Annotated in this window: 26 protein-coding genes; 16 read left to right on the forward strand and 10 right to left on the reverse strand. The window is 43.2% G+C overall.

Annotated elements, in window-relative coordinates; translation table 11 throughout:
• Positions 1-48 precede the first annotated feature (48 nt).
• From mfd to CEW93_RS09920, 12 genes are all read left to right on the forward strand, one after another.
• Positions 49-3,558: a transcription-repair coupling factor gene (gene mfd / locus CEW93_RS09865; RefSeq protein WP_089539637.1), complete on the forward strand. Its 3,510-nt coding sequence runs from the start codon at positions 49-51 to the stop codon at positions 3,556-3,558.
• Positions 3,555-4,127 (forward strand): manganese efflux pump MntP family protein, encoded by a 573-nt coding sequence (locus CEW93_RS09870; protein ID WP_089539638.1) that lies wholly within the window; start codon positions 3,555-3,557, stop codon positions 4,125-4,127. Before mfd ends, CEW93_RS09870 begins: the two co-directional genes overlap by 4 nt.
• Positions 4,128-4,213: 86 nt before the next feature.
• Positions 4,214-4,651 (forward strand): HIT domain-containing protein, encoded by a 438-nt coding sequence (locus CEW93_RS09875; protein WP_089539639.1) that lies wholly within the window; start codon positions 4,214-4,216, stop codon positions 4,649-4,651.
• A gap of 507 nt (positions 4,652-5,158) precedes the next feature.
• Complete coding sequence (rplU, locus tag CEW93_RS09880) at positions 5,159-5,470, forward strand: 50S ribosomal protein L21 (RefSeq protein WP_089539640.1); 312 nt, start codon at positions 5,159-5,161, stop codon at positions 5,468-5,470.
• A gap of 48 nt (positions 5,471-5,518) precedes the next feature.
• Positions 5,519-5,776, forward strand: a complete 258-nt coding sequence (rpmA, locus tag CEW93_RS09885) for a 50S ribosomal protein L27 (protein ID WP_089539641.1) — start codon at positions 5,519-5,521, stop codon at positions 5,774-5,776.
• A 153-nt stretch (positions 5,777-5,929) separates the two neighbouring features.
• Positions 5,930-7,138, forward strand: a complete 1,209-nt coding sequence (gene obgE, locus CEW93_RS09890; protein ID WP_089539642.1) for a GTPase ObgE — start codon at positions 5,930-5,932, stop codon at positions 7,136-7,138.
• An 11-nt stretch (positions 7,139-7,149) separates the two neighbouring features.
• The gene (locus tag CEW93_RS09895) at positions 7,150-7,557 is read left to right on the forward strand and encodes a hypothetical protein (RefSeq protein ID WP_089539643.1); all 408 of its coding nucleotides are present in this window, start codon (positions 7,150-7,152) and stop codon (positions 7,555-7,557) included.
• Positions 7,558-7,567: 10 nt separating this feature from the next.
• Positions 7,568-8,686 (forward strand): glutamate 5-kinase, encoded by a 1,119-nt coding sequence (proB, locus tag CEW93_RS09900; protein ID WP_255504089.1) that lies wholly within the window; start codon positions 7,568-7,570, stop codon positions 8,684-8,686.
• Positions 8,687-8,710: 24 nt separating this feature from the next.
• A complete protein-coding gene (gene hemE, locus CEW93_RS09905; RefSeq protein ID WP_089539645.1) occupies positions 8,711-9,778 on the forward strand; it encodes a uroporphyrinogen decarboxylase in 1,068 nt (355 codons plus the stop codon).
• A gap of 457 nt (positions 9,779-10,235) precedes the next feature.
• Complete coding sequence (locus CEW93_RS09910; RefSeq protein WP_089539646.1) at positions 10,236-10,838, forward strand: fimbrial protein; 603 nt, start codon at positions 10,236-10,238, stop codon at positions 10,836-10,838.
• A gap of 69 nt (positions 10,839-10,907) precedes the next feature.
• On the forward strand, positions 10,908-11,594 hold the full coding sequence (locus CEW93_RS09915; RefSeq protein ID WP_089539647.1) for a molecular chaperone: 687 nt from the start codon (positions 10,908-10,910) through the stop codon (positions 11,592-11,594).
• A complete protein-coding gene (locus tag CEW93_RS09920) occupies positions 11,591-14,029 on the forward strand; it encodes a fimbria/pilus outer membrane usher protein (RefSeq protein WP_089539648.1) in 2,439 nt (812 codons plus the stop codon). The genes CEW93_RS09915 and CEW93_RS09920 overlap by 4 nt, the downstream gene beginning before the upstream one ends.
• Here the strand turns inward: CEW93_RS09920 and CEW93_RS09925 are convergent.
• The 3 genes from CEW93_RS09925 to argS all read right to left on the reverse strand — a co-directional run bounded on the left by CEW93_RS09925 (position 14,016) and on the right by argS (position 17,259).
• The gene (locus CEW93_RS09925; RefSeq protein WP_186727964.1) at positions 14,016-14,879 is read right to left on the reverse strand and encodes a metal ABC transporter permease; all 864 of its coding nucleotides are present in this window, start codon (positions 14,877-14,879) and stop codon (positions 14,016-14,018) included. The two genes, CEW93_RS09920 and CEW93_RS09925, sit on opposite strands and share 14 nt — an antisense overlap.
• 70 nt (positions 14,880-14,949) lie before the next feature.
• On the reverse strand, positions 14,950-15,258 hold the full coding sequence (locus CEW93_RS09930) for a hypothetical protein (protein ID WP_143822769.1): 309 nt from the start codon (positions 15,256-15,258) through the stop codon (positions 14,950-14,952).
• A gap of 261 nt (positions 15,259-15,519) precedes the next feature.
• Positions 15,520-17,259, reverse strand: a complete 1,740-nt coding sequence (gene argS, locus CEW93_RS09935) for an arginine--tRNA ligase (protein ID WP_089539651.1) — start codon at positions 17,257-17,259, stop codon at positions 15,520-15,522.
• A 272-nt stretch (positions 17,260-17,531) separates the two neighbouring features.
• Here argS and phoB point away from each other — a divergent pair, with 272 nt between their 5' ends.
• A complete protein-coding gene (phoB, locus tag CEW93_RS09940; RefSeq protein ID WP_146416662.1) occupies positions 17,532-18,221 on the forward strand; it encodes a phosphate regulon transcriptional regulator PhoB in 690 nt (229 codons plus the stop codon).
• 185 nt (positions 18,222-18,406) lie between these two features.
• A complete protein-coding gene (locus CEW93_RS09945; protein ID WP_089540853.1) occupies positions 18,407-19,471 on the forward strand; it encodes an ATP-binding protein in 1,065 nt (354 codons plus the stop codon).
• A gap of 95 nt (positions 19,472-19,566) precedes the next feature.
• Here the strand turns inward: CEW93_RS09945 and ilvA are convergent, their stop codons facing one another.
• From ilvA to CEW93_RS09970, 5 genes are all read right to left on the reverse strand, one after another.
• Positions 19,567-21,114 carry a threonine ammonia-lyase, biosynthetic gene (gene ilvA / locus CEW93_RS09950; protein ID WP_089540855.1) on the reverse strand — a complete coding sequence of 516 codons (1,548 nt, stop codon included), beginning with the start codon at positions 21,112-21,114 and terminating at the stop codon, positions 19,567-19,569.
• 8 nt (positions 21,115-21,122) lie between these two features.
• Complete coding sequence (locus tag CEW93_RS09955; RefSeq protein WP_089540857.1) at positions 21,123-21,674, reverse strand: hypothetical protein; 552 nt, start codon at positions 21,672-21,674, stop codon at positions 21,123-21,125.
• A gap of 59 nt (positions 21,675-21,733) precedes the next feature.
• Positions 21,734-22,483: a YebC/PmpR family DNA-binding transcriptional regulator gene (locus CEW93_RS09960; RefSeq protein WP_089540858.1), complete on the reverse strand. Its 750-nt coding sequence runs from the start codon at positions 22,481-22,483 to the stop codon at positions 21,734-21,736.
• Positions 22,484-22,618: 135 nt separating this feature from the next.
• Positions 22,619-22,831, reverse strand: a complete 213-nt coding sequence (locus CEW93_RS09965; RefSeq protein ID WP_143822797.1) for a hypothetical protein — start codon at positions 22,829-22,831, stop codon at positions 22,619-22,621.
• Between the two features lie 60 nt (positions 22,832-22,891).
• Positions 22,892-23,290, reverse strand: a complete 399-nt coding sequence (locus CEW93_RS09970) for a MerR family transcriptional regulator (RefSeq protein ID WP_089540862.1) — start codon at positions 23,288-23,290, stop codon at positions 22,892-22,894.
• Positions 23,291-23,357: 67 nt separating this feature from the next.
• On the opposite strand from CEW93_RS09970, the gene CEW93_RS09975 reads away from it, so the two are divergent.
• Positions 23,358-23,963: a cation diffusion facilitator family transporter gene (locus CEW93_RS09975; protein WP_089540864.1), complete on the forward strand. Its 606-nt coding sequence runs from the start codon at positions 23,358-23,360 to the stop codon at positions 23,961-23,963.
• Positions 23,964-24,093: 130 nt separating this feature from the next.
• Positions 24,094-24,921 (forward strand): ion transporter, encoded by an 828-nt coding sequence (locus tag CEW93_RS09980; protein WP_089540872.1) that lies wholly within the window; start codon positions 24,094-24,096, stop codon positions 24,919-24,921.
• A gap of 25 nt (positions 24,922-24,946) precedes the next feature.
• Here CEW93_RS09980 and rluB read toward each other — a convergent pair whose 3' ends face one another.
• Together rluB and scpB are read right to left on the reverse strand one after the other, a co-directional pair.
• Entirely contained in the window at positions 24,947-25,882 is a 936-nt protein-coding gene (gene rluB, locus CEW93_RS09985; RefSeq protein ID WP_255504092.1) for a 23S rRNA pseudouridine(2605) synthase RluB, read from the reverse strand.
• 85 nt (positions 25,883-25,967) lie between these two features.
• Complete coding sequence (gene scpB, locus CEW93_RS09990) at positions 25,968-26,495, reverse strand: SMC-Scp complex subunit ScpB (RefSeq protein ID WP_089540868.1); 528 nt, start codon at positions 26,493-26,495, stop codon at positions 25,968-25,970.
• Positions 26,496-26,575: the final 80 nt, after the last annotated feature.

Raw genomic sequence — 26,575 nt, forward strand, 5'->3', positions numbered from 1 at the left:
TGTGGGTTTTGTCTTTTTATTGTAATTACATTTTAATGACAAATTTTTATGACAACCTGTATCAATACGCCCACATTAAAACCTGCCTATACCACGCATTTTTTACCAACCTTTGGTGCGGATAAAGCCTATTGGATAAAACGCTATTTAGATACGCCAAACGCCCCTTTTTTGATGGTCATCACCAAAAATCAGCACGAGCTAAATCAGCTAGAAACTGAGCTGGCGTTTTTTGGGGTGAATGCGTCTGTGTTTGCCGATTATGAAACGTTGGTGTATGACCAGCTTGCCATTCATCAAGACGTGATTGCCGAAAGGGTGGCACTTTTGACCCAAATGCCACAAAAAGGCGTGCTACTGGTGAGTATCCCTACGCTCATGGGGCGAATTGTGCCACCAAAATGGCTACTTGGACAGCATTTTGATGTGGCGGTAGGTGAAAAGTTTGACCGAGAAGCCCAAAGATTGCGTTTGGTGCAGGCGGGCTATGTGCAGGTGGATACGGTGTATCGGGCAGGCGAGTTTGCTTTGCGTGGGGGCATCATGGACGTGTTTGTGGTGGGGCAAGCGTTGCCGTTTCGTCTTGAACTGTTTGATGATGAGATAGAACGCATTCGCTTTTTTGACCCTGACACGCAAAGAACGCTTACTGATGATAAATTGACCGCTCTAAAATCAAGCCACTCATCAAAACTGCCAAATGGTGTGCAAGTAGATGACATTCGCATATTGCCAGCAGGCGAGTTTTCGCTTGATGACAAAGAGACGTTTCGCCAAAATTTTGCCACGCTCTTTGGCGATGTGTCAGCTCGCAAAGTGGATTTTTATCAAGATGTGATGAATGGCATTGCTCCTGCGGGGATTGAATATTATGCTCCTTTGTTTTTTGAGTTGCAGACATGGCTATCGCAAGGCTCTTTGTTTCATTATTTGCCAAAAAACACGCTGATTGTCAGCGATGAAGGGCTGTCCGAATGCCATCAGGAGTATTGGCAACAGGTGCAGACACGTTACCAAGACAGGCAGCATGATAAGTCGTTACCGATTTTGCCCCCACATTATCTGTTTTTGCCACAAGAGACGTTTTTTGAGCAAATCAACCGCTTTGCCAAAGTGGTTTTTGGGGAGCATGAGCGTGCTGTTTCGCCTTTTGTGGGGCTGACCGATGTTCCTGTGCCAACGCTTGGTGTTCATCACAAAGACCCAGAGCCATTGTCGGCATTGCTTGATTTTGTGGCAAACTGTGATGAGCCAATACTGCTGGTTGCTGAAACACAAGGTCGCCGAGAAATGCTCTTTGATTTATTTGGTGATAAATTAACCTTGACAAAAGTGGCAAGTTTTGATGAATTTATTCAAAAAACACCCGCTTTATCCATGAGTGTTGCCCCAATAGAGCAAGGGGTATGGCTAAAAGGTGAGCAGGGCTTTTGTGTATTAAGTGAGACACAGATTTTTGGGCGAAAGATACTGCAAACCAGAAAACGCCGTGCGTCTGGTGTGGCTGATGAGTTTTTGGTTAAATCCATCAGTGAGATGACCGAAGGGTCGCTTGTGGTGCATTTGGAGCATGGCATTGCTCGGTATCGTGGTTTGGTATTGTTGGATGTGGGCGAAGGTGAGCAGGAGTTTATTTTGCTTGAATATGCTGACAACGCCAAAGTCTATGTACCCATCACCAATCTTGCCCTGATTAGTCGCTATGGCGGAGCAGACAGTGAGACGGTGGCACTGTCTAAACTTGGCAGTGGCAAATGGGACAAAGCCAAACAAAAAACCTTGGAGCAAATCCACGATGTCGCTGCTGAACTGCTAAATGTACAAGCACGCAGACAAGCTAAGGTGGGTATCAGTTTTAAAATAGATATGGCAAGTTATGAGCTGTTTGCCAGTGAATTTACTTATGATGAAACTTTTGACCAAATGATGGCGATTCAAAGCATCATGCACGACATGAAACAGTCTAAGCCAATGGATAGGCTCATTTGTGGTGATGTGGGTTTTGGTAAAACCGAAGTTGCCATGCGAGCGGCATTTATTGCGGTGCAGGCAGGTTATCAGGTGGCGGTGCTTGTGCCAACCACGCTACTGGCTCGTCAGCACGAAGACAGCTTTAAAAACCGCTTTGCCAATTGGGCGGTCAAAGTGGAGAGCTTATCACGTTTTGGCACAAAAAAACATCATGATAAAGTTTTGGCTGATTTGGCAGACGGTAAGGTGGATATTGTCATTGGCACACATCGGCTATTACAAGGCGATGTCAAATTTAACCGTTTGGGCTTGATGATTGTTGATGAAGAGCATCGTTTTGGGGTGCGTCATAAAGAAAAAATCAAAGCCATGCAGTCAGATGTGGACAGCTTATCCATGACGGCAACACCCATACCACGCACGCTTAATATGGCGTTGTCAGGCATGCAAGACATCAGTATCATTGCCACACCACCAGCTCGCCGTTTGCCTGTTAAAACTTTTGTATTACAAAAGCGAAATGAGACCATCAAAGAAGCGATTTTAAGAGAGATTTTGCGGGGTGGTCAGGTGTATTTTTTACATAATGATGTGGCAAGCATTCAAGCAACTGCCGAGCGACTTGAAGAGCTGGTACCAGAAGCTCGGGTGGGCGTGGCTCATGGTCAGATGGCAGAAGATGAGCTGTCGGCAGTGATGACGGATTTTTATCATAAAAAATACACCGTTTTGGTGGCAAGCACCATCATTGAGACAGGGCTTGATGTGCCAAATGCCAACACCATCATCATCAACCGTGCTGATAAATTTGGCTTGGCACAACTTCATCAGTTGCGTGGACGAGTGGGGCGGTCGCACCATCAGGCGTATTGTTATTTGCTCGTGCCGTCCATTAAGGGGCTGACATCTGATGCCAAAAGACGACTTGATGCCATCAGTAGAGCCAATGCGTTAGGAGCTGGGTTTGTGCTTGCCAGTGAAGATTTGGAGATACGTGGAGCAGGCGAGATTTTGGGCAAAGAACAGTCGGGCAATATGCAAACCATCGGGCTTGGGCTGTATATGGACATGCTAGAACGTGCCACACACGCCATCAAGGCAGGCAAAACCCCAAGTCTTGCCACAGCACTAGATTTGGTCAGCGACATCAACATTCATGCTTCTGCCTTAATCCCTGATGACTATCTTAGCGATGTTCATGAGCGACTGTTGTTTTATAAACGCATTGCTGGTGCTGATGATTTGGACGAATTGCAGTCTTTGCGTACAGAGATGATAGACCGTTTTGGCAGTTTGCCTGTGCCAGCGGTTCATTTATTTTTAGTGCATAAAATGCGAATTAAAAGCAAAGACATTGGCGTTACAAAAATTGATGTGTCTGCCTGTCAGATGAGCATGGAGTTTAAACCTGATACGCCTGTGGATGGCATGGCGGTCATCAAACTGGTGCAATCAAACGACGGCTATCGCATGAATGGGGCGACAGGGCTAAAACGCACTTTTAAGGAAAAAAGTGTCATAGAAAGAATAGAGATGGTGATGGAGCTACTTGATTATCTTGCCAAACATACAGTGGTGAACGCATGAATGTATTGACATTGACGGCGTTATCCTTTGGTATGTCAATGGACGCTTTTGCTGTGGCACTTGCCAAAGGGGCAGGCGAGCGTGAGCCTAAATTTTATCAAGCATTTAAGGGCGGTTTATTTTTTGGTGTGATAGAAGGAATCGCTCCCTTAATTGGTTTTTGGCTAGGCAGTTTGGCACAAAGTTTGATACAGCGATTTGACCATTGGATTGCTTTTATGTTACTTGGTTTTTTAGGCGTGCGGTTTTTGATGGGGGCGATTTGGCAAGATGATAACAAGTCCCAAGATGACCACAAAGGCATGATGATGTTGATAACCGCACTTGCTACCAGCGTGGATTCTATGGTAGTAGGCGTGTCTTTGGCGTTTTTAAAGGTAAATATTTATTTGGCGTGCGTTCTGATTGGGCTTGCCACCACCATCATCGCGACAAGTGGATTGTATTTGGGCAGTCGTTTGGGGGTGGTTTTTGGGCGTTATGCAATGGGCGTGGGTGGACTGGTATTGATGGGGACTGGGGCGTGGATTTGGTATGGCCATGTCAGTCATCATGGTTTTTTGGCATAAGATACTGTGTAAAATCAAAAACCATCCCTGAATTTAAAATTTATGCTACAATAACGCGTTTACACAATAACTTACAAGAGAAGACCATGTTTCAATTACACCCAACCTTATCTAAGGATACGTTTTTGGTGGGCGATTTGCCTTTATCTACGGTGCGTTTAATGAATGATTGTCAGTTTCCTTGGTTGATTTTGGTGCCACGAGTATCAGGCATTAAGGAGATTTATGAGTTATCAGCTGCCGACCAAGTGCAATTTTTAAGAGAATCAAGCTGGGTATCTAGCCAGATGGCAAAAATTTTTGGGGCAGATAAGATGAATGTTGCTGCTTTAGGCAATCAAGTCTCTCAATTGCATTTTCACCACATTGCTCGCTACCAAAATGACGTGCGTTGGCCAAATCCTGTTTGGGGCATTCCTGCCGTACCTTATACTGCCGAAGTGCTGCAACACATGACACAAACTTTGATGATGGCATTGCGTGGACATCATGAGATGCCGTTTGATTGGAAGATGAATGTTTAAATTTTAATTTATTGATTTATATCATTATTATATTATTAAATCACTGATACTGCAAAATAACCCCATACAAAACATGGGGTTTTATTCATTTAGGTTAGCTAATCCGAGTTTAATTTCTAATATTTTCTAACGATTTGCATTGCTTATTAATGGGTTTGAAATACAGTCTGTTTGATGTTAAAGTATAATGGCAGGTGTACTTGGCTTATAAAGGCTTTGACAGTCTTTTGGTAAGTGGTTTTGCTCTTGCTACATTTATTGGTGTTGCAAAGTATGATTTGGTGTTTTTTATCAAATCTGTGTAAAGATTAAATTTTGCTAATGCTAATTAGGTGTTGTTTTGTATTTATAATGTGAACAGTCGTATTTTTATATGTGATATGAAAATTTTTCTTGCCATTTATTAAAAAACCTACTATAATTTTGTCTCATTTTTTGTCCTAGTCGTGTTCGTTAATAAGTGTTATCAAGGGATAGCCACGGCACACAGGTTGATTGGAGAATGCGATGTACGCAGTTATCAAAAGTGGCGGTAAACAGCACCGTGTGAGTGTTGGCGAGACTTTAAAAGTTGAGCTTTTAAAAGCGGAAGTAGGTGCGTCTTTAACAATTGAAGATGTACTTATGGTAGTTAATGGCTCTGATGTTAAAATCGGCGAACCTGTGGTTGCAGGTGCAAATGTGGTTGCAGAAGTGGTCAGTCATGGTCGTGGCAAAAAAGTGCGTATCGTTAAGCATCGTCGTCGTAAGCACTATCACAAAGAGCAAGGTCATCGTCAATGGTTTACCGAGCTTAAAATCACTGCAATCAATGGTTAATTTATATACTTCCTAGATGATAAAGAAGTATTTACAGGAGATATTCTCATGGCACACAAAAAAGCCGCAGGTTCTACTCGTAACGGTCGTGATTCCAACCCAAAAATGCTTGGTGTAAAAATCTTTGGTGGTCAAGATGTCATCGCAGGTAACATCATCGTGCGTCAGCGTGGCACCGAATTTCATGCAGGTGAAGGCGTAGGCATGGGTCGCGACCATACCTTATTTGCTTTGACAGAAGGCGTGGTAAAATTTGAGACCAAAGGTCAGTTTAATCGCCGTTATGTGTCTGTTGTTGCAAAATAATTTGATTTATCAGATCAATAAGCCCACCCTTTGGTGGGTTTTATTTTTAGGTTTGAAGTCATCATAAATTATCGCCAGTTGTAAGTGGTGTCTCGTGAAAATACAAAAACTGTGTTACAATAGTCGCTAATTTACCAAAATATTTGAAAAATCATGCGCTTTATTGATGAAGCTGTAATCAGCGTAAAGGCAGGCGATGGCGGTAATGGTATCGTGAGTTTTCGCCGTGAAAAATTTGTGCCAAAGGGTGGCCCTGATGGTGGTGATGGCGGCAAAGGTGGTGATGTCTATATCATCGCTGATGACAACACCAACACACTGGTGGACTATCGCTACACTCGCAAATTTGAAGCCAAACGTGGCGAAAACGGCAAATCCAAAAACTGCTCTGGCAAAGGGGCGGACGATGTGTATTTGTCCGTGCCTGTGGGAACAACCATCATTGATACTGACCTTGATGTGGTGATTGGCGATTTGACCGAAGTGGGGCAAACGGTGCTTGTTGCCAAAGGTGGCGACGGTGGGTTTGGCAACACACGCTTTAAGACCAGTACCAACCAAGCCCCCAGAAAGGCAATCCCCGGTTTTGCTGGTGAAGCCAAAAACCTAAAATTAGAGCTCAAAGTTGTGGCTGATGTGGGGCTGATTGGGCTGCCAAATGCAGGAAAGTCCACCTTTATCCGTCAAGTGTCGGCAGCTCGTCCAAAAGTGGCGGATTATCCATTTACCACCTTAGTACCTAATTTGGGCGTAGTGGATGTTGGCACCCATCAGTCTTTTGTGATGGCGGACATTCCAGGGCTGATACAAGGGGCGAGCGATGGGGCAGGGCTGGGCATTCGCTTTTTAAAGCATGTGGCTCGTACTCGCCGTCTTTTGCACATTGTTGATGTTAAGCCCATTGATGGCTCTGACCCTGTGGACAATGCCTTGATTATTTTAAATGAGTTGGCTAAGTTTTCCACAGAATTATCCAAACTGCCACAAATTTTGGTGCTCAATAAAATTGACCAGCTTGGCGATGATGTCCATGAAGTGTGTCAGCACATTGTCAAGGCATTAGATTGGCAGGGTGAAGTCTTTTATACGTCCACCATTAGTGGTCAAGGTGTTGATGAGATTAAATATCACCTGATGAATGAGATTGAGCTAGAACGTGAGCGTGAGCGTGATGATGAAGAGTTTGCCAAAGCCCAAGCTGAACGTTTTGCCCGCCTAGAACAAGAAGTTCGCCACAACACCGAAATCCAAAAAGAAGCCTATCGTGCCAAACGCAAGGCTGAGCGTGAAGGCGTATCAGACGATAACGATGAATGGAATGAAGACGATTATGATGTGGCGGTGGAGTATGCACCGTATTAAAAGGTGGGATTATGCCAAGAAGAAAATTTGCTATTAGTGAAGGTATGAAACAAAATTTACTAAATTGTTCATTTGAGAATTTAGTGGTTACTTGGCTTATGCAGGATGGTTGGCAGGTATTTACACCAATTTTAGACCATGGGCATAGAACCGATGTTTTAATCTCTGATGGTGAACAATATTTTCGCTTGCAAGTAAAGACGGTTGATGGGGCAAAAGGTAAAAAGCAAGAAGTGGAAAATAGATGGCAAGACTGTAAAATAGACTTTGTCATTTATTTTGCTAGAAATGGCGAATGGGGTTATATTGCCCCTGCCTTTAATGAAAAGAAGAAGGTGCTAAATGCCCCAGAACACAAAGGTTTTTTATTAAAGAAAAGTGAATTTTTAACCGCTTTTCATACCGTAGATTTGAGTTGAGATTATACTTTTGAGTAGTGAAAATTTAAAACGCATCGTCATCAAAATCGGCTCATCGCTTCTGACCAATAATGGACGTGGGCTTGACCGCACTGCCATTTATGAATGGGCAAGGCAAATCGCTACTTTGCACGCCCAAGGCATTGAAGTTGTCTTGGTGTCAAGCGGAGCAGTTGCCGAAGGTGTGGTGCGTATGAATTTGTCAGAACGCCCCAAAAAACTGGCCGCATTGCAGGCGTGTGCATCCATTGGACAGATGGGGCTGATTGAAACATGGTGGCAAGCCTTGATTCAAAAAGGCGTGCAGTCATCGCAGATTTTGTTGACCCATGACGATTTATCCCATCGCTCTCGCTATCTTAACATCAGCCAAACGGTCAATCAGCTCTTGGACTGGCGTGTTGTGCCTGTGATTAACGAAAATGACACGGTCTCTTATGGTGAGATTAAGTTTGGGGATAATGACACGCTTGGGGCGATGAGTGCCACCATGGTGGGTGCGGATTTGTACATCATTTTGACCGACCAAGAAGGCATTTTTACGGATAATCCGCGCACCAATCCTGATGCCAAGCTCATTTGCACTGAGCGAGCCATGGCGGATTATTTGTTTGATGTGGCAGGCGATGGTGGCAAATGGGGCAGTGGTGGTATGCTTACCAAAGTGCGAGCGGCTCGCCTTGCTGCGATGGCAAATTGCCCAACCGTCATCGCAAGTGGCAAAGTAGAAAACATCATCACCCGTTTGATAGACGGCGAAGCGATTGGCACTCGTCTGACCACCGACCATGCCGACCGTCTTATCGCCAAAAAACAATGGCTTGCCACCCATGTCAAAGTGGCAGGCACACTCATTATTGATGATGGGGCGGTCAATGCCATCTTAAACCAACAAAAATCCCTGCTGCCTGTGGGCGTTTTGGACGTACAAGGCGAGTTTGATATGGGTGATGTGGTAGAGATTGTCAGTACCGCTAAAGTGCGTGTGGCGGTGGGGCAAGTGGGTTTTGATAGCCAGCACGCCAAACAAATCACCCAAAAACACACCGATGAAGTGTTAGAGATTTTAAAACTAAACAGCAATGACAAGACCATCATGGTACATCGTGATGACATGGCGATACTGTGAGTGTGTTTTGATAAAGGATAAGCAATGAGTACTCAAAATTTCCCCACCTTAAAAAATGACCGCCTTCTGCGAGCGTTGCGTTTTGAGCCTGTGGATACCACACCTGTGTGGATGATGCGACAAGCTGGGCGGTATTTGCCAGAGTACAAGGCTACCCGCAGTCAAGCGGGGGATTTTTTGAGTTTGTGCAAAAACACCGAGCTTGCTACCGAAGTTACCTTGCAGCCTTTGCGTCGTTTTGAGCTTGACGCGGCGATTTTGTTTAGTGATATTTTGACCATTCCAGATGCATTGGGTTTAGGGCTGTATTTTGAGACGGGCGAAGGACCAAGATTTCAAAAAACCATTCGCACTGAAGCTGACATTGCCAGTCTGCCAAAGCTAAATATGGCGGATTTGTCTTATGTAACAGACGCCGTTACAAGCATTCGTCATGCTTTGGGTGGACAAGTGCCACTGTTTGGCTTTTCGGGCAGTCCTTGGACGCTGGCAACTTATATGATTGAAGGGGGTGGCAGTCGTGAGTATCGCCACGCCAAACAGATGATGTATGCTTGCCCTGAGCTACTGCACGCCTTGCTTGCCAAAATTACTGATGCGGTTACCGAGTATCTGGATGCTCAAATTGTTGCAGGGGCTGACCTTGTGCAGATTTTTGATAGTTGGGGTGGGGCGTTGGGTCATCGCCAGTTTGCTGATTTTAGCCATGCTTATAACCGCCAAATCATCGCCAATCTCAAAGCCAAGCACCCAACTGTGCCTGTGGTGATGTTTACCAAAGGTGGTGGATTGTGGCTGGATGTTCAGGCGGACAGTGCTGCCGATGCCTTGGGGCTGGATTGGACAATGCCCCTAGATAAAGCTAGAGCCATCTTGGGTACTAGCAAAGCCATTCAGGGAAATCTTGACCCAGCAACTCTTTATGGCTCACCAGAGAGTATCAAAAAGGCTGTTCATGCCATGCTAAATGATGTCTATGCAAGTGGTATTCATACAGGCTATGTGGCAAACTTTGGGCATGGCATCACCCAATGGGCAAATCCTGACCGTGCCAAAGCCTTTGTGGATGCGGTGCATGAGTATCAGATTTAATTGTAATTGATAAAATAATAAGGCGTTAATTCGCCTTATTTTTTTGATTAATTTTTGTGCATGATACAATTGTTTCTGGTGATTTACATTTTTGACTAATAAGTTCACATTTAGGTCTGATGAGTGGTTTGAAAAATATTCCGCATAACATATTTTTGGCATAAAATTTGCAATTTATTTAGTAAATGAAATATTGGAGCTGTTATGCCAAGTAATTTAGATTAATAATATTAAATTTATTTCTTAAAAGTTAAAAATTGTTAAGTTATGATTGACTTGTTTTACATAATGTAAAATGAGTTGATATACTATTTTTTTATTGATTATAATAACGCCAGATTGTACATGAATAGTACAATTCTGGTGGTTTTTTTGTTGTTCATTTTGTCAGGCATGACAGAATTGTTCAAAAAAAGACCATTTAAACTTACACATTTTGTCAGTTTAGGACATAGTCATGAAAAAATCTCTTCTTGTTTTGGCGGTTGCCATGCTTTCTACATCTGCTTTTGCTGATGATACTTTGATTGAAACCGAAGATCCAACACTCGGTATTACAGCATCAACTGCGACCAGTGGCATGGTAAAATTTACTGATGGTCGTATTATTCAATCTACCTGTAAAATTGCGACTGATTCAGTTAATAAGGTTGTTCAGCTAAAATCAGTACAAAGTAATGAGTTTAAAACGGTGGGTGACGTTGCAGGTAGTGTTGAATTTGTTTTAAAAGTAGCTGATTGCCCAAACACATATGTTGATGGGGAAACGGGTGAGAAAAAGACTAAATTAGGTATTAAATTTACCTCTTCATCCAACATTACCGCAGATGGCAGGTTAAAAAATATTGCCACAGGTGTGGCAGCAGAAGGTGTGGAGCTGCAACTACTTAATAGTGGAAATGGGGTTATTAATTTGAATGATAATACTAATAACGACCCAGTACAACCAATTGGTGGCAAGAACCATATACTTAATTATGTAGCAAGATATGTATCAACAGGTAATGTGTATGCTGGTAAGTTTGAAACTAATGTACCCTTTACGGTTCAATATAAATAATTTTCGTAATAACAAACAAAGCCACTCTTTTGGGTGGTTTTGTTTTCGTTGGTATGTTTGGAGAGAGATATGATAAAGTGGTTTTTGGCAACGACATTATGTTTGATGAGCGTGGCACAAGCAAATATCATCATGGGTACACGAGTGATTTATCCATCAAATGAAAAAGTGGTGGCGGTAGATCTGCAAAACCCTGATGACACACCCAGCTTGGTACAAGCATGGATAGATGACCCAAATCCTAATGCCACCAAAAAAGTTCCCTTTATCATCACACCGATGGTGGGGCGAGTTGAGTCAAAGAGCAGACAAAGTTTACGCATTCGCCAAGTGGGAGATGATTTGCCCAAAGACCGTGAAAGTTTATTTTATCTCAATGTCTTAGATATACCCGCCAAACCAAAAGATGCAGGTGATAGCTACCTACAAATTACTTTGAATAATCGGCTTAAATTCTTTTATCGTCCGTCTAAGCTGCCCTATCCTGTAACGGACGCTTATGATAAGGTAACGTGGCATTGGGCAAATAAGACATTGACACTAAATAATCCAACGCCCTATTATATCACCTATGCGGGGGTGATGTTGCGTGATGATGAGCGTGTGCTATATAAGACATCAGATATTGATATGATAGCACCGTTTGGCACATTAACACTAAATGTAGCGATTGATGATATACCAAGTCAAATAGATTGGCACATCATTAACGACTATGGGGGGATAGGTTCTGGCAAATCAATGGTTCAACAATGAAGAAGCAGCTATTAAAACAGACGCTTGTGCTATGTGTGGTGTCTGCCATGTATGGGTCGGTGCAAGCAGATGATGGTTTTGAATTTAATCCAGCTTTTTTGCATGGTGGCGTGTCTATTGACCCAGAAGCCTTTCGCTACGGCAACCCAATTAATGCAGGCGAATATTTGGCGGATATTTATGTCAATGATGAGTTGCGTGGACAGCAGTTGATAACATTCATCAAAGCAGATGGCGAGCCAATGCGTGGTTTATGTTTGACTGATGAGCTGATTAATCTGATTGATGTTAAAGCAGATTTTAAGCCAAAATCACCTTTGACTGCCTGTATGCCTGCTCCTGATTTTCATGATGATATTAAATTTCGCTTTGATATTGGCACGCATCGCCTTGATATTTCTGCTCCCCAAGCGATATTGATGACTTATCCTAAGGGCTATATACCACGCACGGCATGGCAACAAGGTGAGCCGATGGGTTTTGTCAAATACCATTTTAATAGTTATCACTATGATGTAAATAATCGCTCATCTGAACAAAGTTATTTGGGAGTACAAACAGGGTTAAACTTTGGGGGTGCGTGGTCATTTCGCCAAAGTGGCTCCACTTCTTGGAGAGATGGCAAACATGGAGAGTATCACCATCAAAATGCTTATTTGCAAAGAGACATTGATAAATGGAATGGTCGGCTATATGTGGGGGACTTTAATACACAAAGCACATTATTAGATAATTTTGCCATACGTGGTGTGGCGATAAATTCTGATATTAGAATGCTTCCAAACTCACAAACAGGCTATGCCCCAAGAATACAAGGGGTCGCCAAATCCAATGCTCGGGTGCGAGTACGTCAAAATGACACCATCATTCATGAGATGACAGTGCCTGCGGGGCTGTTTGTCATTGATGATTTGTATGCGTTATCATCAACATCGGGAGATTTGGTGGTGGAAGTGTTGGAAGCAGATGGTACTTCTTCGGTGTCTGTGGTGCCATTTAGTAGCACAAGTCAAATGCTTCGTCCTAATCAGCTTCGTTATCAGGTTGCCCTAGGTCAGTATCGCCGTCAAGATGATGTGGTGGATAAGCCACTGTTGCATGGTTCTATGCAGTATGGTTTAAATAATCATGTTACCATGCAAGCAGGCGTGATTTTGCATGACAATTATTGGTCAAATACCCTAGGTGGTGTGTGGGGCAGTAAATACGGAGCGATATCGGCAGACTGGACAGGAGTGAGTGCCACCATTGCGAATAAACGATTAAATAACAATCGTTTTCATGTGGGTTATACCAAGTATTTTGGTACTCCCAAGACTTATGTGAATGCAGATTGGCATCATTATTTTGACCAACAAAACTTTTCTTTGTCTCAAACTTTATCATCTTCAAATACACCCATCACGCATAGCCCCCGCTATTCTTTAAAAAACCAGTATCGTCTTAGCATTAACCAAAATTTAGGAAAGCGGGGCGGATTGTATGTTTCGGGGATATATAATGATTATTGGCAAGGTGAGCAGGATTATAATTATCGGCTTGGCTACTCTAGTAGCGTGGGGCGTTTGCAATATCAGGTCGGTGTGGCTCGCAGTTATCTTGTCAATCATGCACGCCATGAAAATATGATATATGTCAATCTGAACTTGCCATTTTATGCTGCAAATGAACGTGGTACGTCAAGCATTTCATCAAATTATCAACGCACGGCGAATCGTGATTATCTGAGCGCTTCTTATCATCGTAATTTTGGTGATTTAAACCAATATCATTATGGGCTTAGTGCAACCAAAACTGATGATAATAAACCAAGCATTTCAGCCAATGCTGGTGCATCATTATCTATGGCACAATTGAATATGTCTGCCAGTCGTCATGATAAAGACACGCAGTATTCCTATGGGGTATCAGGAGCGATGGTTGCTCACAAACACGGCATTACTTTTAATCATGAGCTTGGTGATACCTTTGCTGTTATTCATGCAAAAGGTGCAAAAGGCACACCTGTGGTTGGTGGTAGTGGCACAAAGCTTGACCGTTTTGGTAACGGCGTGGTCAGTCATCTAAACCCCTATCGCAATAATTATATTGCCTTAGATGGTGCAAAACTGCCTGATAATGTTGAAATTGCTGAGACAGGGCGTGGGTTTGTACCTAGGGCAAATACCGCTAATTTGGTAACTTTTGACACCAAATCAGGACAGTTGGTATTGTTTGATATTGATTTTAAAGCAAATACAGCTCCTGCTTTGACCGAAGCTGTTGATGAGATGGGCAATGTGGTGGGACATATGACACATGATGGCAGGTTGTTGGCACGGCTTGCGACACAAAAAGGTGCGATTACACTAAAATGGGCAAACGATTCATGTGTGTTTGATTATCAAGTCAATGATACTCAGGATTTGGTTGTACAAGCAGTTAAGTGTCAATAAGTCTGGGTGTCAGCTTGTGGGGATTTTTAAAACGTGTTTGAAATTTGGTAAAACCAACCGCCAGAATAAACATCACCGCTTGTAATAAAACAATGGTTGCCCCTGTTGCTGAGTCTAAGTGATAGCTGATAATTACCCCAAAAAAACTGGTCAAACAAGAACTTGCCACCGCCACAGCAAGCATGGTGGAAAAACGCCGACATAATACAAAAGCGGTAATCCCTGGTGAAATCAGCATGGCGACCACCAAAATCACCCCCACCGCTTGCATGGCAACCACAATGGTGGCTGACAGCAATATCAATAGACCATAATGTAAAAACTGTGGTGATAAACCTGCCACGCGGGTATGGCTTGGGTCAAAACAGTACAAAAGCAAATCTTTGGCTTTTAACATGACCACCACCAAAATCACCCCACAAATTGCCATGGTTTGATAAAGTGTTGGTTTGTCAATGCCCAAAAGATTACCAAATAAAATGTGCTTTAAATGCTGGTCAGTATCCATCTTGGTAAACATCACCAAGCCAACTGCAAACATACCTGCAAAAACAATGCCCATGAGCGTGTCTTCTTTGATGCGTGTGTTGTTTTTAAGATGACCGACCAAAATGGCACAAACAATCCCTGCAACAAACGCCCCCAAAGAAATGGGTAAACCTACCCAAACCGCCACCACCACTCCTGGAAACACCGCATGAGAAATGGCATCACCCATCAGCGACCAGCCCTTTAATACCACATAACAGGACAAAATGGCACATACTGCTCCGACAACAACGGCAGACAGTAGGGCGTGTTGCATGAAGGTGTGGGACAATGGTTCGGTAAGATAGTGTAGTAGCTGCATGATGTTTTTATGATGATTTAATGATAAGGATTATTATTTTATTCTGATTATTTGCTTTTATCAACCAAAATCATGATGAGTCATTTGTATGACCAGATTTTTTATTGATTTTTTCAATCCACGCTAACATTTCGGGCGTTTTAGTGGGGAGAAGATGAAATTCTCGCTCATAATTGATGGTATCTGCCCAACTGATAAAACAAATGGGATTGCCAAAAATGCTGTCTTTGTTTAAATGGATTTGTATGGCATAATTTGCGTTTAGCCTAAGGTTGAGATGATATTCTACATAATTGATGTCATCAAAGTCTAAGCGTAGCTCTTTATCGTCTTTTTTGATGAGTAAATGTGTGCCATTACCCCACACTTCGTGAACCATGGGCTTTATGTTGACATAAAACAAGTTGTAATAAAAACAACCACCAATAACTACCAGTACCATACAAATGAGAGTATACGACCAAGAAAGTCTGCTCAAAAACACCATGATGACCAAGACGATGGGCGAAAGACAAAAGCCATAGCAGATGAATTTTGCGGATAATTGCTGGTATTTGACGTTGTGATTGGCAAGATTTGGCATGGGTAAAACTTTTGATGGCTATTGGATTTATGAACAAGCCAAAACTTGCCCAAATAATTACATTTTTTCTACGGTTTGAATGCCCAATAATGTCAAGCCTTGTTTTAAAGTTTTGGCAGTTAAGTCAGCAAGCTGTAAACGGCTATTTTTAATCGGCGTGTCAGCAGACAGTATCGGGCAGGCTTCATAAAATGATGAAAATATCCCTGCCAATTCATACAGATAGCCACATAACAAATGGGGCATGCCATCTTTGGCGACTTGTCTTAGAACTTCTTCAAATTGCAGCAGTTTGATGGTTAAAGTTCGCTCCTTGTCATCACTGATGATGATGTCGCCTGTCAAATCATTGCTGTCCAATCCTGCTTTTTCAAAGATGGAGCGGATACGAGTGTAGGCGTACTGGATATAAGGGGCAGTATTGCCTTCAAAATTGAGCATATTATCCCAATCAAACACATAATCAGTTGTGCGATTTTTGGACAAATCAGCATATTTGACCGCACCAATACCAACCGCTTCAATGAGCTTTTGTTTGTCGTCATTGCTGATATTGGGGTTTTTTTGCTCAATGAGTGTGCTGGCACGAGCAACCGCTTCATCAAGCAGTTCGGCAAGTTTGACCGTGCCGCCTGTGCGAGTTTTAAAGGGTTTGCCGTCCTTGCCAAGCATCATGCCAAAATTATGGTGTTCAAGCAAAAAGTCATCAGGCACAAATCCGCCAAGCCGTGCGATTGCCCATGCTTGTGCCATGTGCTGACTTTGGCGAGTGTCTGAATAGACGATGGCACGGTCTGCGTGCAAAATCTCATGTCGATATTTGGCGGCGGCGATGTCGGTGGTGGTGTACAGATAGCCACCATCCTTTTTTTGGACAATCACCCCCAAGGGTTTGCCATCTTTATTTTTAAATTCTGACAGATAGACCACATACGCCCCATCGTCTTCTACGGCAAGCCCTTGTTTTTTAAGACTTTCTACAATATCTGCCAGCATGGGGTTGTACAAACTTTCTCCCATGATGTCTTTATCGGTCAAAGTTACGCCCAAGCGTTCATAACTGACTTGGTTTTGGGTCATGGTGATGGCAACAAGTTTTTGCCACATGGATAAACAATATTCATCACCGCTTTGCAGACGTACGACATACAGGCGAGATTTTTCGGCAAAAGCATCATCATTGTCATAGGTTTCTTTGGCGGCACGATAAAACTCTTCTAAATCAGATAAATCCAAATCTGAGGCATTTTCGTTTTGCATTTTTTCAAGATAAGCAATGAGCATACCAAACTGTGTGCCCCAGTCGCCAACATGATTGGCACGAATGACATGGTCGCCCAAAAATTCCAACACTCTGACGGTGCTATCACCAATGATGGTGGAACGCAAATGTCCCACGTGCATCTCTTTGGCAACATTGGGTGATGAATAATCCACCACCACCGTTTGGGTGTGGTCGCTATGGATGCCAAGTTTGTCAGTGGTGCGAGCAAATTGGGCGGATTGACTTAAAAACGTGTTATCAAGAAAAATATTGATAAAACCTGGTCCTGCGATTTCTAGTTTTTCAGCGATGCCGTTTAAGACTTGGCTGTGGTTAAGCTCATCTATGACTGCTTGGGCAAATGCTCTTGGGTTTTGTCCGAGTTTTTTGGCAACCCCCATCACCCCATTGGCTTGATAATCACCAAATTGGGGCTTGCTTGACTGTTTGATGATGGGGTCTGTATTTGTGTCCGCTCCTGCGTGTATCATGGCGGTTTTGATGTGGTTGGACAGTAGGGCTTGAATGTTCATGACGTGCCTGTTATTGTTGTCAAATGTGTTATTATACTAAAAATTGGCTAAATTTGGTAAATTGATTGCACAAAAAGCCTGTGTGTCTAGGTGGTGAGTAAAGTTTTTATAAATTTTTTCATTTGTCATAGAGTTGTCATTTTTGTTTGATAAACTTACCGTTGATTGGATTTTTTGGTATAAATAGGGCTGATTTTGGTGTGATATAAAATTTTAAACTGATAGATGTGTTTGGATTGATGTGTGTGATTGAAATTTAAAAGGGAATACCAATGCCAAAGGTGCTTATTGTTGAAGATGAAGTTGCCATTGCACGGCTCATTGAGTTTGGGCTGGAACAGGCAGGCTTTTTGGTGCAAATGGCAGAATCTGCCGAAGATGCCAAGATGTTGATAAATGAGTGTTTGCCCGATGTGGTTTTGCTTGATTGGATGCTGCCTAAGATGTCTGGGATGGAACTGCTACAAATACTTAGGCAAAATAAACGCACCAAAGATTTGCCGATTGTTTTGCTGACCGCTCGTGGCGAAGAAAAAGACAAAGAAACAGGGCTAAATCTGGGGGCGGATGATTATGTTACCAAGCCATTTAGCCCAAGAGAGCTTGTGGCACGCATCAAGGCACTGCTTAGAAGACGCACGCCCCATAAGAGCGATGATGTCATTACTGTGGGCAAAATCACTCTAAATCCTGCCGAGCATCGTGTTTGTGTAGATGGTGTGGCGGTGTATTTTTCGCCAATGACCTTTAAATTGTTGCATTTTTTTATGACACATACAGGGCGGATTTATGGTCGGGGCGAGCTTTTAAACCTTGTGTGGGGCGACCATGTGTTTATTGAAGAGCGAACGGTAGATGTCCATATCAGGCGATTGAGACGTGAACTTGAAGCGGTGGGTGTGGCAGATTATATACAGACGGTGCGTGGCGTAGGTTATGGTTTTGGGAACGTATCTTGTTGATGTCTTGTGGTGCGTGATTGCAGTGCTTTTTGTGCTACTGATGGGTTTTGTTTGGCTGTTGGTGTGTCAGTTGCGTCAAGTGGCTCATCTTAACACATGGTTAAAAAGCCCAAAAAAAACAGCACATTTCTATTGATGGCTCTGTACCGTTTTTTGGCGATTGGCAGGGGATATATGATGAATTATTGCGCATTGAAAACGGTCATCAAAAGCGAGCTGAACGCTTAAACAAGACCATTCATCGCTTAAACCGCATGATGACCGCCATACCCAGTGCTGTACTCATCATCAATGAAAAAAAAGGCATAGAATGGAAAAACGCCAAAGCGGACGAATATTTATCCTTACAAAATGAACCATTGCCACTGGATAAAAAAATCAATGATGATGGTTTTTGCTCATTTTTATCAAGTTTGTTGCCACATAAAACAAACAGCAAACAATCAGATGACAGCAGTATAGAACAAACATTAAAATTCAACCAAAAAACCTTACATTGCACGCTCATTCCCATAGAAGCTAATGCCACCATGTTGATTGCTCATGACATGACTGCCAGCGAACAGCTTAATGTTTCAAAAAATGCTTTTATTGCCAATGTCAGCCATGAGTTACGCACGCCTTTGACGGTGATACAGGGGTTTTTGGAAACTTTGTCAGAAAATGAGCTAGACCGTGCCTTGCAGTTGGAATTTATTGGGCTGATGTACCAACAATCTGAGCGAATGCTAGATTTGATAGAAGGACTGCTGACCTTATCACGCTTAGAAAATGATGACAGCCCAATAAAATTGCCAGTAAATCTATCTAAACTGATGATGAGTATCATTAAAGATGCCAAAGCACTCTCTAAAACACATAAGATGGATACCAACATTACAGATGATGTTTGGGTGATGGGTGTGTATAAAGAGCTATATAGTGCCTTTGGTAATTTGATTTTTAATGCCATTCATCATACAGCTGGTGGCACGCAGATTGACATTGATTTGTCTGTGGATGGCGGTCAGGCGGTATTTTTTGTCAAGGATAATGGTGAAGGCATTAGCGGTGAGCATTTGTCGCATTTAACAGAGCGGTTTTATCGGGTGGATAAAGGCAGAAGTCGCAAAACAGGCGGTAGTGGTCTTGGGCTTGCCATTACTAAGCACATTTTAGCTCGCCATCATGCCACCTTGACAATTACCAGTGAAGTGGGTGTGGGCAGTAATTTCGGGGTAAAGATGTCATGCATCAACCCACCAAACTAGCGGTTAAATTGCACAAATGGCTGTCAGATATGGATTTGGTGTTGGGTAGCGACATGAGCTACAAGCACAAACCTTGTTGTTCTTTAATATGCTGTTTATTTTAAAAACAACTGATAACCAACATTGTCTGTCAAAGCGTGGCACTGATAGCCAATTTCGCCCAATGCATCCATAATCTGACGACCACTACCTGAGCTGGCTTGAAGCCCCACCAAAATCCGCCCTTCGGCAGCTCCATGATTGCGATAATGAAACAGCGTGATATTAAAATCCTGCCCTAATTTTTCCAAAAAGTTAAGCAGTGCCCCCGGTCGCTCAGGAAACATCACCCGAAACACTTGTTCATCGGTCAAATTGGTGTGCCCACCAATCAAATAGCGAATGTGTGTTTTGGCAAGCTCATCATCGGTCAAATCAACGCTTTGATAGCCACTTTGCTCTAAAATGCTGCTGATGGTTTGACGTTCTTTTTGTCCTTCTTTGAGTGCCACGCCCACAAAAATGCGAGCAGGACTGTCAGGGTCTTGGGTATTGACTCGATAGTTAAATTCGGTGATGTTACGCCCCTGCAAAGTGCGACAAAACTCCAAAAATGCCCCTGTTTTTTCGGGGATTTGTACGGCAAAAATCGCTTCTTTTTGCTCGCCAATCTCGGTACGCTCAGCGATATAACGTAAGCGGTCAAAGTTCATGTTTGCCCCTGAGATGATGGCAACCATATTTTTACCATGTAAGTTGTGCATTTGGACGTATTTTTTTAGACCTGCCAACGCCAACGCCCCAGACGGCTCAACAATGTGGCGATTTTCTTCAAAAATATCTTTGACAGACGCGCAAATCTCATCATTACTGCATGTAACGACATCATCAATCACTTTGCCTTGACCGCTTGATTTGTTTAAATTGGCAATTTCAAAAGGCAACTGACCGATTTGGGCGACCGCCACACCATCAGCAAATAGGCTCACTTGCGATAAACGAGTGCGTTTGCCGTCTTTTAGGGCGACATTTAGGCAAGCTGAGCCTTCGGACTCTACGGCAATCACTTTGACGTGGGGGGCAACTTCCCCCAAAAACGCCGCCACGCCTGCCACCAGTCCGCCACCGCCCACAGGCACAAACACATATTCTAGCTCTCGCCAGTCTTGGGACAGCTCCAAAGCGACCGTGCCTTGACCTGCAATGACCAGCGTATCGTCATAAGGGGCAATGTAAGTCATGCCATCTTGCTCGGCTTTTTGTATGGCAAAGCGGTTGGCTTCATCAAAGCTATCACCATGCAAATACACTGTACCGCCAAAGGCTTTAACCGCCTTGACTTTGATGTCAGGCGTGGTTTTTGGCATGACAATTAAGTTATTTAGCCCCAAACGATGAGCTGAATAGGCAACGCCTTGGGCGTGGTTGCCAGCGGACGCACAGATGATGCCTTTGGCTTTTTGTTCGTCTGACAGTTGGCTGATGCGGTTGTATGCCCCACGCAGTTTAAAGCTAAATACTGGTTGTAAGTCCTCGCGTTTTAGGCGTATGTCATTGTCAAAGCGGGCGGATAATTTGTCTGCTTTGTCTAGGGGGGTGCGTATGGCAACATCATAAACGGTGGCGGTGATGATGGCACGGACGTAGTCGGATAGGGTGATCATGGGGCTTTTTAATTCCAATCAATACTAACGATTTTATTTTGTTTGACGGTTTTGAGATGTTGAAATTTTTTGTGCTGTTCATGCCAAGCATAAACTTCATAGGTGATGCTTTGTCTGGCTGTGGTGTCGCTTAACTCTTCTTGCGTGCAGCTGCGTTTGATAAACAGACGGCTGTTTGGATAAAATTGTAAACGTTCATCCTCTTGATGTTCATCGTCGCTAGAATAACACCCATCATAAGCCAGTCCATCGTTATCATCAGGTAAACCATATACCTGCCCTGTCTTTTTGTCAATCATCGCCCCAGAAATACACCCTGTGCCACAACCCCAAATCTCCACAATATAACTGCCTGCAAAGTTGATTGTGCCATCTTTGTGAGCATCACTTAGGCGGGTTTTGAAAAGTTTCCATTCACCAAGTTTCAATGGAGCTTTTTTGCCTGTATAAACCTTGGCAGGGTATTTGCCAAACTCATAGCCTGCCACCGTTTTGGCGTAGGCGAAAGTGGTTAATAATGGCAAAAGTAAAAGTGATAGTGTTAAAGCCAGTTTGTTCATAACATTTTCCTTAATGAGTTCTCATTGACCACCTTCTCATTTGCCATTAGTTTTATCAACTAGGCATTTAGCTCGTTCATCACCTCATCACTAAAATTGACATTGGTATAGACTTCTTGAACGTCGTCCAAGTCTTCTAGCATATCAATCATTTTTAGCACTTTTTGGGCGTCATCAATATTGTCAATATCAGCCGTGGTAGAAGGTGACATGGTAACCTCGGCATTGTCCGCTTTTAAACCAGCTTCTGCCAACGCATCCATCACTGCCCCAAAGTCGTTGGGTTCGGTGATGACCAAAAGGCTCTCGCCATCATTTTCAATGTCGCTAGCACCTGCTTCTAGGGCAATCTCCATCACTTTATCTTCAAGCGATACGTCATTAAAAATAATCTCGCCACGTTTGCTAAACAAATACGCCACCGAGCCAGACGTGCCAAGGTTGCCACCGTGCTTACTAAATGCATGGCGAACCTCGCCTACGGTGCGATTGACGTTGTCAGTCATCGTCTCCACAATCACCGCCACACCACCAACGCCATAGCCTTCGTAGGTGATTTCTTGGACGTTATCGCCTTCACCGCCGCCTTGTCCACGCTCAATGGCGCGTTTGATGACGTCTTTGGTCATGTTGGCGGCGTTGGCTTTTTCAAGGACGGCACGCAAGCGGGGGTTGTTGGCAGGGTCAGGGTCGCCACCTTTACTGGCAGAGACGATTTCACGGATAATTTTGGTAAAGATTTTGCCTTTTGCGGCATCTTGTTTGGCTTTACGATGTTTGATATTTGCCCATTTACTATGACCTGCCATAATGCACCTTTAAATTTGCTTTATATGTGATGGTTTAACAAGATAAGTTGATAAGATAACTGTCAAAAATTAACACAAAAACTTATCAAAAAGCGATTATTATACGCTTTTATGACTGATTTTCAATGCAAAATCTTAGTTAGAACGTTTTTGGCATTCCAACATGCGATTTGTCCACTCCACCATCTCAGGTGAGCCAAAATTATCCGCCGTTACTTTTGGTTTGGGGTATTCACGTTCACAATGTGGGTTGTAAACCTCGTGTTTTGGGGTGGGCTGTGATGGTATGGTGGTCGTGCAGGCACTTAGGCTGATGGCAAAAAAGCCAAAAAGAGCAAGTTTTTTCATGATGATTTTACGCATTTGGATTAAATGGCATATTATAACCAAATTTGTCGTTTTTGGGAATTATTGGTGTGTGTTGCCTTGCAAAAAATCCACCACTTTGCATGATTTATCATCATTTTGGCAAAGCTCTATTGCCATCAGTGTTTGTTTGATGGTGTTTAGCTCAGATAACTTTTGCTCAATGGCACACAGCTGCTTTTGGATAAATTCATCGGCGTGCTTTGGTGTATCGCCATTTTGCAAACGTTGTAGTTGCTTGATGGTGTCTATGCTAAAACCCAGATGACGGCACATTTTAATAAAGTTAAGCTGTTTTAGATGGTGCTTAGTAAAAATGCGATAGCCGTTGCTGTCTCGGCTTGGTGCGTCCAACAGTCCAATCTTTTCATAATAACGAATGGTTTCGCCACCAATGCCCGTCAGGCAAGACAGTTCAGATTTTTTTAAAATATTTGCCATGATGTATTGACCTTGTAGTAACTACATTGTTTATGATGACTATTATAACCAAAAATTTGGAGCAACTATGACACATCATCACACTCATGACCATCATAGTCATCACAGTAGCGATGTCAAAACTTTGTTTTGGTGTTTTTTGGTCATCACAACTTTTATGGCGATTGAATTTGTGGCAGGCAAGTGGTTTGACAGTTTGGCGTTGGTGGCGGACGCAGGGCATATGGCAAATGATGCGTTTGCGTTGGCTTTGTCGCTGTTGTCTTTACTGCTTGCTAAGCACGCCAAAAAACTATCATGGTGGCTGTCTGTCATCAATACAATGTCTTTGCTGGTGATTGCTGTATTTGTCATCATCAAAGCGATTTATCGCTTACAAAACCCTGTATTTATTGATGCTGTGCCGATGATGTTGGTGGCGGCAATAGGGCTGTTTGTTAATGTATTTGTGGCGTATCAAATGCTCAATGCCAACCAACAAAACATCAATGTGCGTTTGGCGTATTTGCATGTGTTGGTGGATTTGTTGGGGTCGGTGGTGGCGATGGTTGCTGGGCTTGTGATATATCTGTTTGGGTGGCTATGGATAGATGGTGTGGCAAGCCTTGTGTTGGGGGTGTTTGTGCTACGTAGTGGCTGTGTGGCACTTTTGGCGTTGATAAAGCGTGATTAGTGCGGATGTGGCATGATGTTTTGTTTAACTTTTAAAAGCATAAGTCAGGTAGGTTTTGGCAAAATTTTGTAAAAATACTATGCCAATATCTAACTTTGTTATAAAATACCACCAAAAAATTTTGCCACTTATGAGAAAACCACGCCCCAAAAATCCCACCCTTGCCGAACACATTCATATTGTCATTGAAGGCACGGACACGCCTGCTGGTAAGTTTTTTGATGTGGTATTACTCATCACCATTGTGTTGAGTGTGGTGGTGGTGATGTTAGACAGTGTTTTGTATTGGCGATTGCGTTTTAAAGAGCTGTTTGTCTATGCTGAATGGTTTTTTACCATTTTATTTACCATAGAATATGCACTTCGGCTGTATTCTGCCCCAAATCGCAAGCGTTATGCGTTTAGTTTTTTTGGGATTGTGGATTTGGTGGCACTGCTACCAAGCTATTTAAGTCTGTTATTTGTTGGTACGCAATATTTGCTTGTGGTGCGTGTTTTACGCATTTTACGCATTTTTCGGATATTTCACTTAAACTCTTATTTGCAGCAAGCAGGATTTTTGGCGGCCGCTTTTAAGACAAGCCAACATAAAATCATTGTATTTTTCTTGTCATTGTTATTGTTGGTTACGATTTTTGGGTCTATTTTGTATGTCGTGGAAGGTCCTGAAAACGGCTATACCAGCATTCCCCGCTCTATCTATTGGGCGGTGGTTACGCTCACCACAGTCGGCTATGGCGACATCTCACCCAAAACGCCCATCGGGCAAGCCATCGCAAGCATGGTCATGATAACAGGTTATGCCATCATTGCCGTGCCAACAGGGATTTTTACTGCTGAGCTCACTCGCACCATGCGACCACAATTACACCCCATCTCTTGCCCAAATTGCGGTAAATTTGGTCATGCGTCTAATGCCAAGTTTTGTGATAGATGTGGACATGATTTGCACTTATAAACCAAAAACCGCTTTAAAAGCGGTTTTATTGTACCTGATAAAACTTTGCCTTGGCAAAAGATGGTTTTGGGTCTTTTTTGTCAGAATTTTTAGCTTTATCTTTGTTGTGGCGTTTTTGGTGGCTTTCACGAGCAGATAAGGGTTTTTTGTGGATACGGGCTTGTTTTTCTTTGGTGTGGGTGGTAAGACCTGTACCAAGCTTTGGACGTATGCCAACAAGCTCACCAAGCCTGCCAATTTCTTTGGCATCTAGCTCAATAAATCGTCCTGTTTTTAGCTCTTTGGGCAGTATGACCGAGCCGTAGCGGGTGCGGATAAGACGTGAGACTCTTAGGGCTTGTGATTCAAACATGCGGCGGACTTCACGTTTACGCCCTTCTTTGATGCTGACATGATACCATTGATTGACACCTGTGCCACCACCTTCTTTGATGTCGTCAAATTTTGCCATGCCATCATCAAGCTGCACACCTGTGGTTAAATTACGAGTGATTTCGGGGCTGACTTCACCAAGCACTCGCACGGCATACTCTCGCACCACTTCGCTTGATGGGTGCATCAGACGGTGAGCCAGTTTGCCATCATTGGTAAATAGCAATAGCCCAGATGAGTTGATGTCAAGACGACCAACCATAATCCATCTGTCGCCTGTCAGTTTGGGTAAGCGGTCAAAAACAGTGGGGCGACCTTCTGGGTCTGATGTGGAGCAGATTTCACCTTCTGGCTTATAGTAAGCAATGACACGACGACGTTTTTCTCGCTCGGCTTTTAGGCGAACAAGGCGACCGTCCACACGAATCTCATCTTGGGCGGTGGCTCTGTCGCCGAGCTTGGCAAGTGTGCCGTTAATGGAGATGCGACCTGCTTTGATAATCTCTTCTAACTGACGGCGTGAACCTAGTCCTGCATTAGCCAGCAGTTTTTGAAGTTTGTCGCCTTGGGGGGTGTTTGTGCTATTCATGATGTGTCCTGTGGTGGAGTGTAACATTTCACAATGTAAATTGCTAATTATAGCACATATTTTATGATGTTTGATAAAATTCTTCTCACAAATTGGGCAGCTCTGGTAGTTCGGGCAACTCAGTCAAACTCATCAGACCAAAAGCATCCAAAAATGCAGGCGTGGTGTGCAATAAAGCGGGGCGACCGATGGTGTCTTTATGACCTTTTTCAGTAATCCAGCCCTTATCAAACAGTTGCCTTAGAATATTGCTAGATACCGCCACACCACGAATCTGCTCAATGTCAGAGCGGGTAACAGGCTGTTTGTAAGCAATGATGGCAAGTGTTTCAAGCACCGCTTGTGATAGCGTTTCTGTGCGTTCAGGAAATATTTGTGCGACCAAATGGCTATACTCTTCACGAATTTGTAAACGATAGCCTGTGGCGGTTTTTACAAGACCAAGCACCCCCTGACTAAGTCGCTCATGCAAGCAAGATAACGCAATCATCAGCTCATCATCGCTGATGTTAAGTGAGTTTTTTAGGGTGCGTTCGTCCAAGGGGGTAACACTGGCGTGTAGCAATACTTCTATATGACGGCTCAGTTGCTCATGGCTTGATAAATCGTTCATAAATTATCCAAATAGTCCATCGGTTCTTGGTTTTGTTAAGATGCCCACATAAGAAAGACAAAATATCACAAAAGACGCTA

The organism is Moraxella sp. VT-16-12 (assembly GCF_002224245.2).
In the GTDB taxonomy this organism is placed as follows: domain Bacteria; phylum Pseudomonadota; class Gammaproteobacteria; order Pseudomonadales; family Moraxellaceae; genus Moraxella.

What these genes read in the sequence shown, in the direction of transcription:
- CEW93_RS09920 (WP_089539648.1), top strand. Translation starts at nt 11,591, where the DNA reads ATGAAGAAGCAGCTATTAAAACAGACGCTTGTGCTATGTGTGGTGTCT.
- ilvA (WP_089540855.1), bottom strand. Translation starts at nt 21,114, where the DNA reads ATGATCACCCTATCCGACTACGTCCGTGCCATCATCACCGCCACCGTT.
- scpB (WP_089540868.1), bottom strand. Translation starts at nt 26,495, where the DNA reads ATGAACGATTTATCAAGCCATGAGCAACTGAGCCGTCATATAGAAGTA.
- CEW93_RS09975 (WP_089540864.1), top strand. Translation starts at nt 23,358, where the DNA reads ATGACACATCATCACACTCATGACCATCATAGTCATCACAGTAGCGAT.
- CEW93_RS09960 (WP_089540858.1), bottom strand. Translation starts at nt 22,483, where the DNA reads ATGGCAGGTCATAGTAAATGGGCAAATATCAAACATCGTAAAGCCAAA.
- CEW93_RS09915 (WP_089539647.1), top strand. Translation starts at nt 10,908, where the DNA reads ATGATAAAGTGGTTTTTGGCAACGACATTATGTTTGATGAGCGTGGCA.
- CEW93_RS09980 (WP_089540872.1), top strand. Translation starts at nt 24,094, where the DNA reads ATGAGAAAACCACGCCCCAAAAATCCCACCCTTGCCGAACACATTCAT.
- CEW93_RS09895 (WP_089539643.1), top strand. Translation starts at nt 7,150, where the DNA reads ATGCCAAGAAGAAAATTTGCTATTAGTGAAGGTATGAAACAAAATTTA.
- CEW93_RS09870 (WP_089539638.1), top strand. Translation starts at nt 3,555, where the DNA reads ATGAATGTATTGACATTGACGGCGTTATCCTTTGGTATGTCAATGGAC.
- CEW93_RS09930 (WP_143822769.1), bottom strand. Translation starts at nt 15,258, where the DNA reads ATGGTTCACGAAGTGTGGGGTAATGGCACACATTTACTCATCAAAAAA.
- rpmA (WP_089539641.1), top strand. Translation starts at nt 5,519, where the DNA reads ATGGCACACAAAAAAGCCGCAGGTTCTACTCGTAACGGTCGTGATTCC.
- rplU (WP_089539640.1), top strand. Translation starts at nt 5,159, where the DNA reads ATGTACGCAGTTATCAAAAGTGGCGGTAAACAGCACCGTGTGAGTGTT.
- CEW93_RS09970 (WP_089540862.1), bottom strand. Translation starts at nt 23,290, where the DNA reads ATGGCAAATATTTTAAAAAAATCTGAACTGTCTTGCCTGACGGGCATT.
- rluB (WP_255504092.1), bottom strand. Translation starts at nt 25,882, where the DNA reads ATGAATAGCACAAACACCCCCCAAGGCGACAAACTTCAAAAACTGCTG.
- CEW93_RS09910 (WP_089539646.1), top strand. Translation starts at nt 10,236, where the DNA reads ATGAAAAAATCTCTTCTTGTTTTGGCGGTTGCCATGCTTTCTACATCT.
- mfd (WP_089539637.1), top strand. Translation starts at nt 49, where the DNA reads ATGACAACCTGTATCAATACGCCCACATTAAAACCTGCCTATACCACG.
- CEW93_RS09965 (WP_143822797.1), bottom strand. Translation starts at nt 22,831, where the DNA reads ATGAAAAAACTTGCTCTTTTTGGCTTTTTTGCCATCAGCCTAAGTGCC.
- obgE (WP_089539642.1), top strand. Translation starts at nt 5,930, where the DNA reads ATGCGCTTTATTGATGAAGCTGTAATCAGCGTAAAGGCAGGCGATGGC.
- CEW93_RS09875 (WP_089539639.1), top strand. Translation starts at nt 4,214, where the DNA reads ATGTTTCAATTACACCCAACCTTATCTAAGGATACGTTTTTGGTGGGC.
- CEW93_RS09925 (WP_186727964.1), bottom strand. Translation starts at nt 14,879, where the DNA reads ATGCAGCTACTACACTATCTTACCGAACCATTGTCCCACACCTTCATG.
- phoB (WP_146416662.1), top strand. Translation starts at nt 17,532, where the DNA reads ATGCCAAAGGTGCTTATTGTTGAAGATGAAGTTGCCATTGCACGGCTC.
- hemE (WP_089539645.1), top strand. Translation starts at nt 8,711, where the DNA reads ATGAGTACTCAAAATTTCCCCACCTTAAAAAATGACCGCCTTCTGCGA.
- argS (WP_089539651.1), bottom strand. Translation starts at nt 17,259, where the DNA reads ATGAACATTCAAGCCCTACTGTCCAACCACATCAAAACCGCCATGATA.
- CEW93_RS09955 (WP_089540857.1), bottom strand. Translation starts at nt 21,674, where the DNA reads ATGAACAAACTGGCTTTAACACTATCACTTTTACTTTTGCCATTATTA.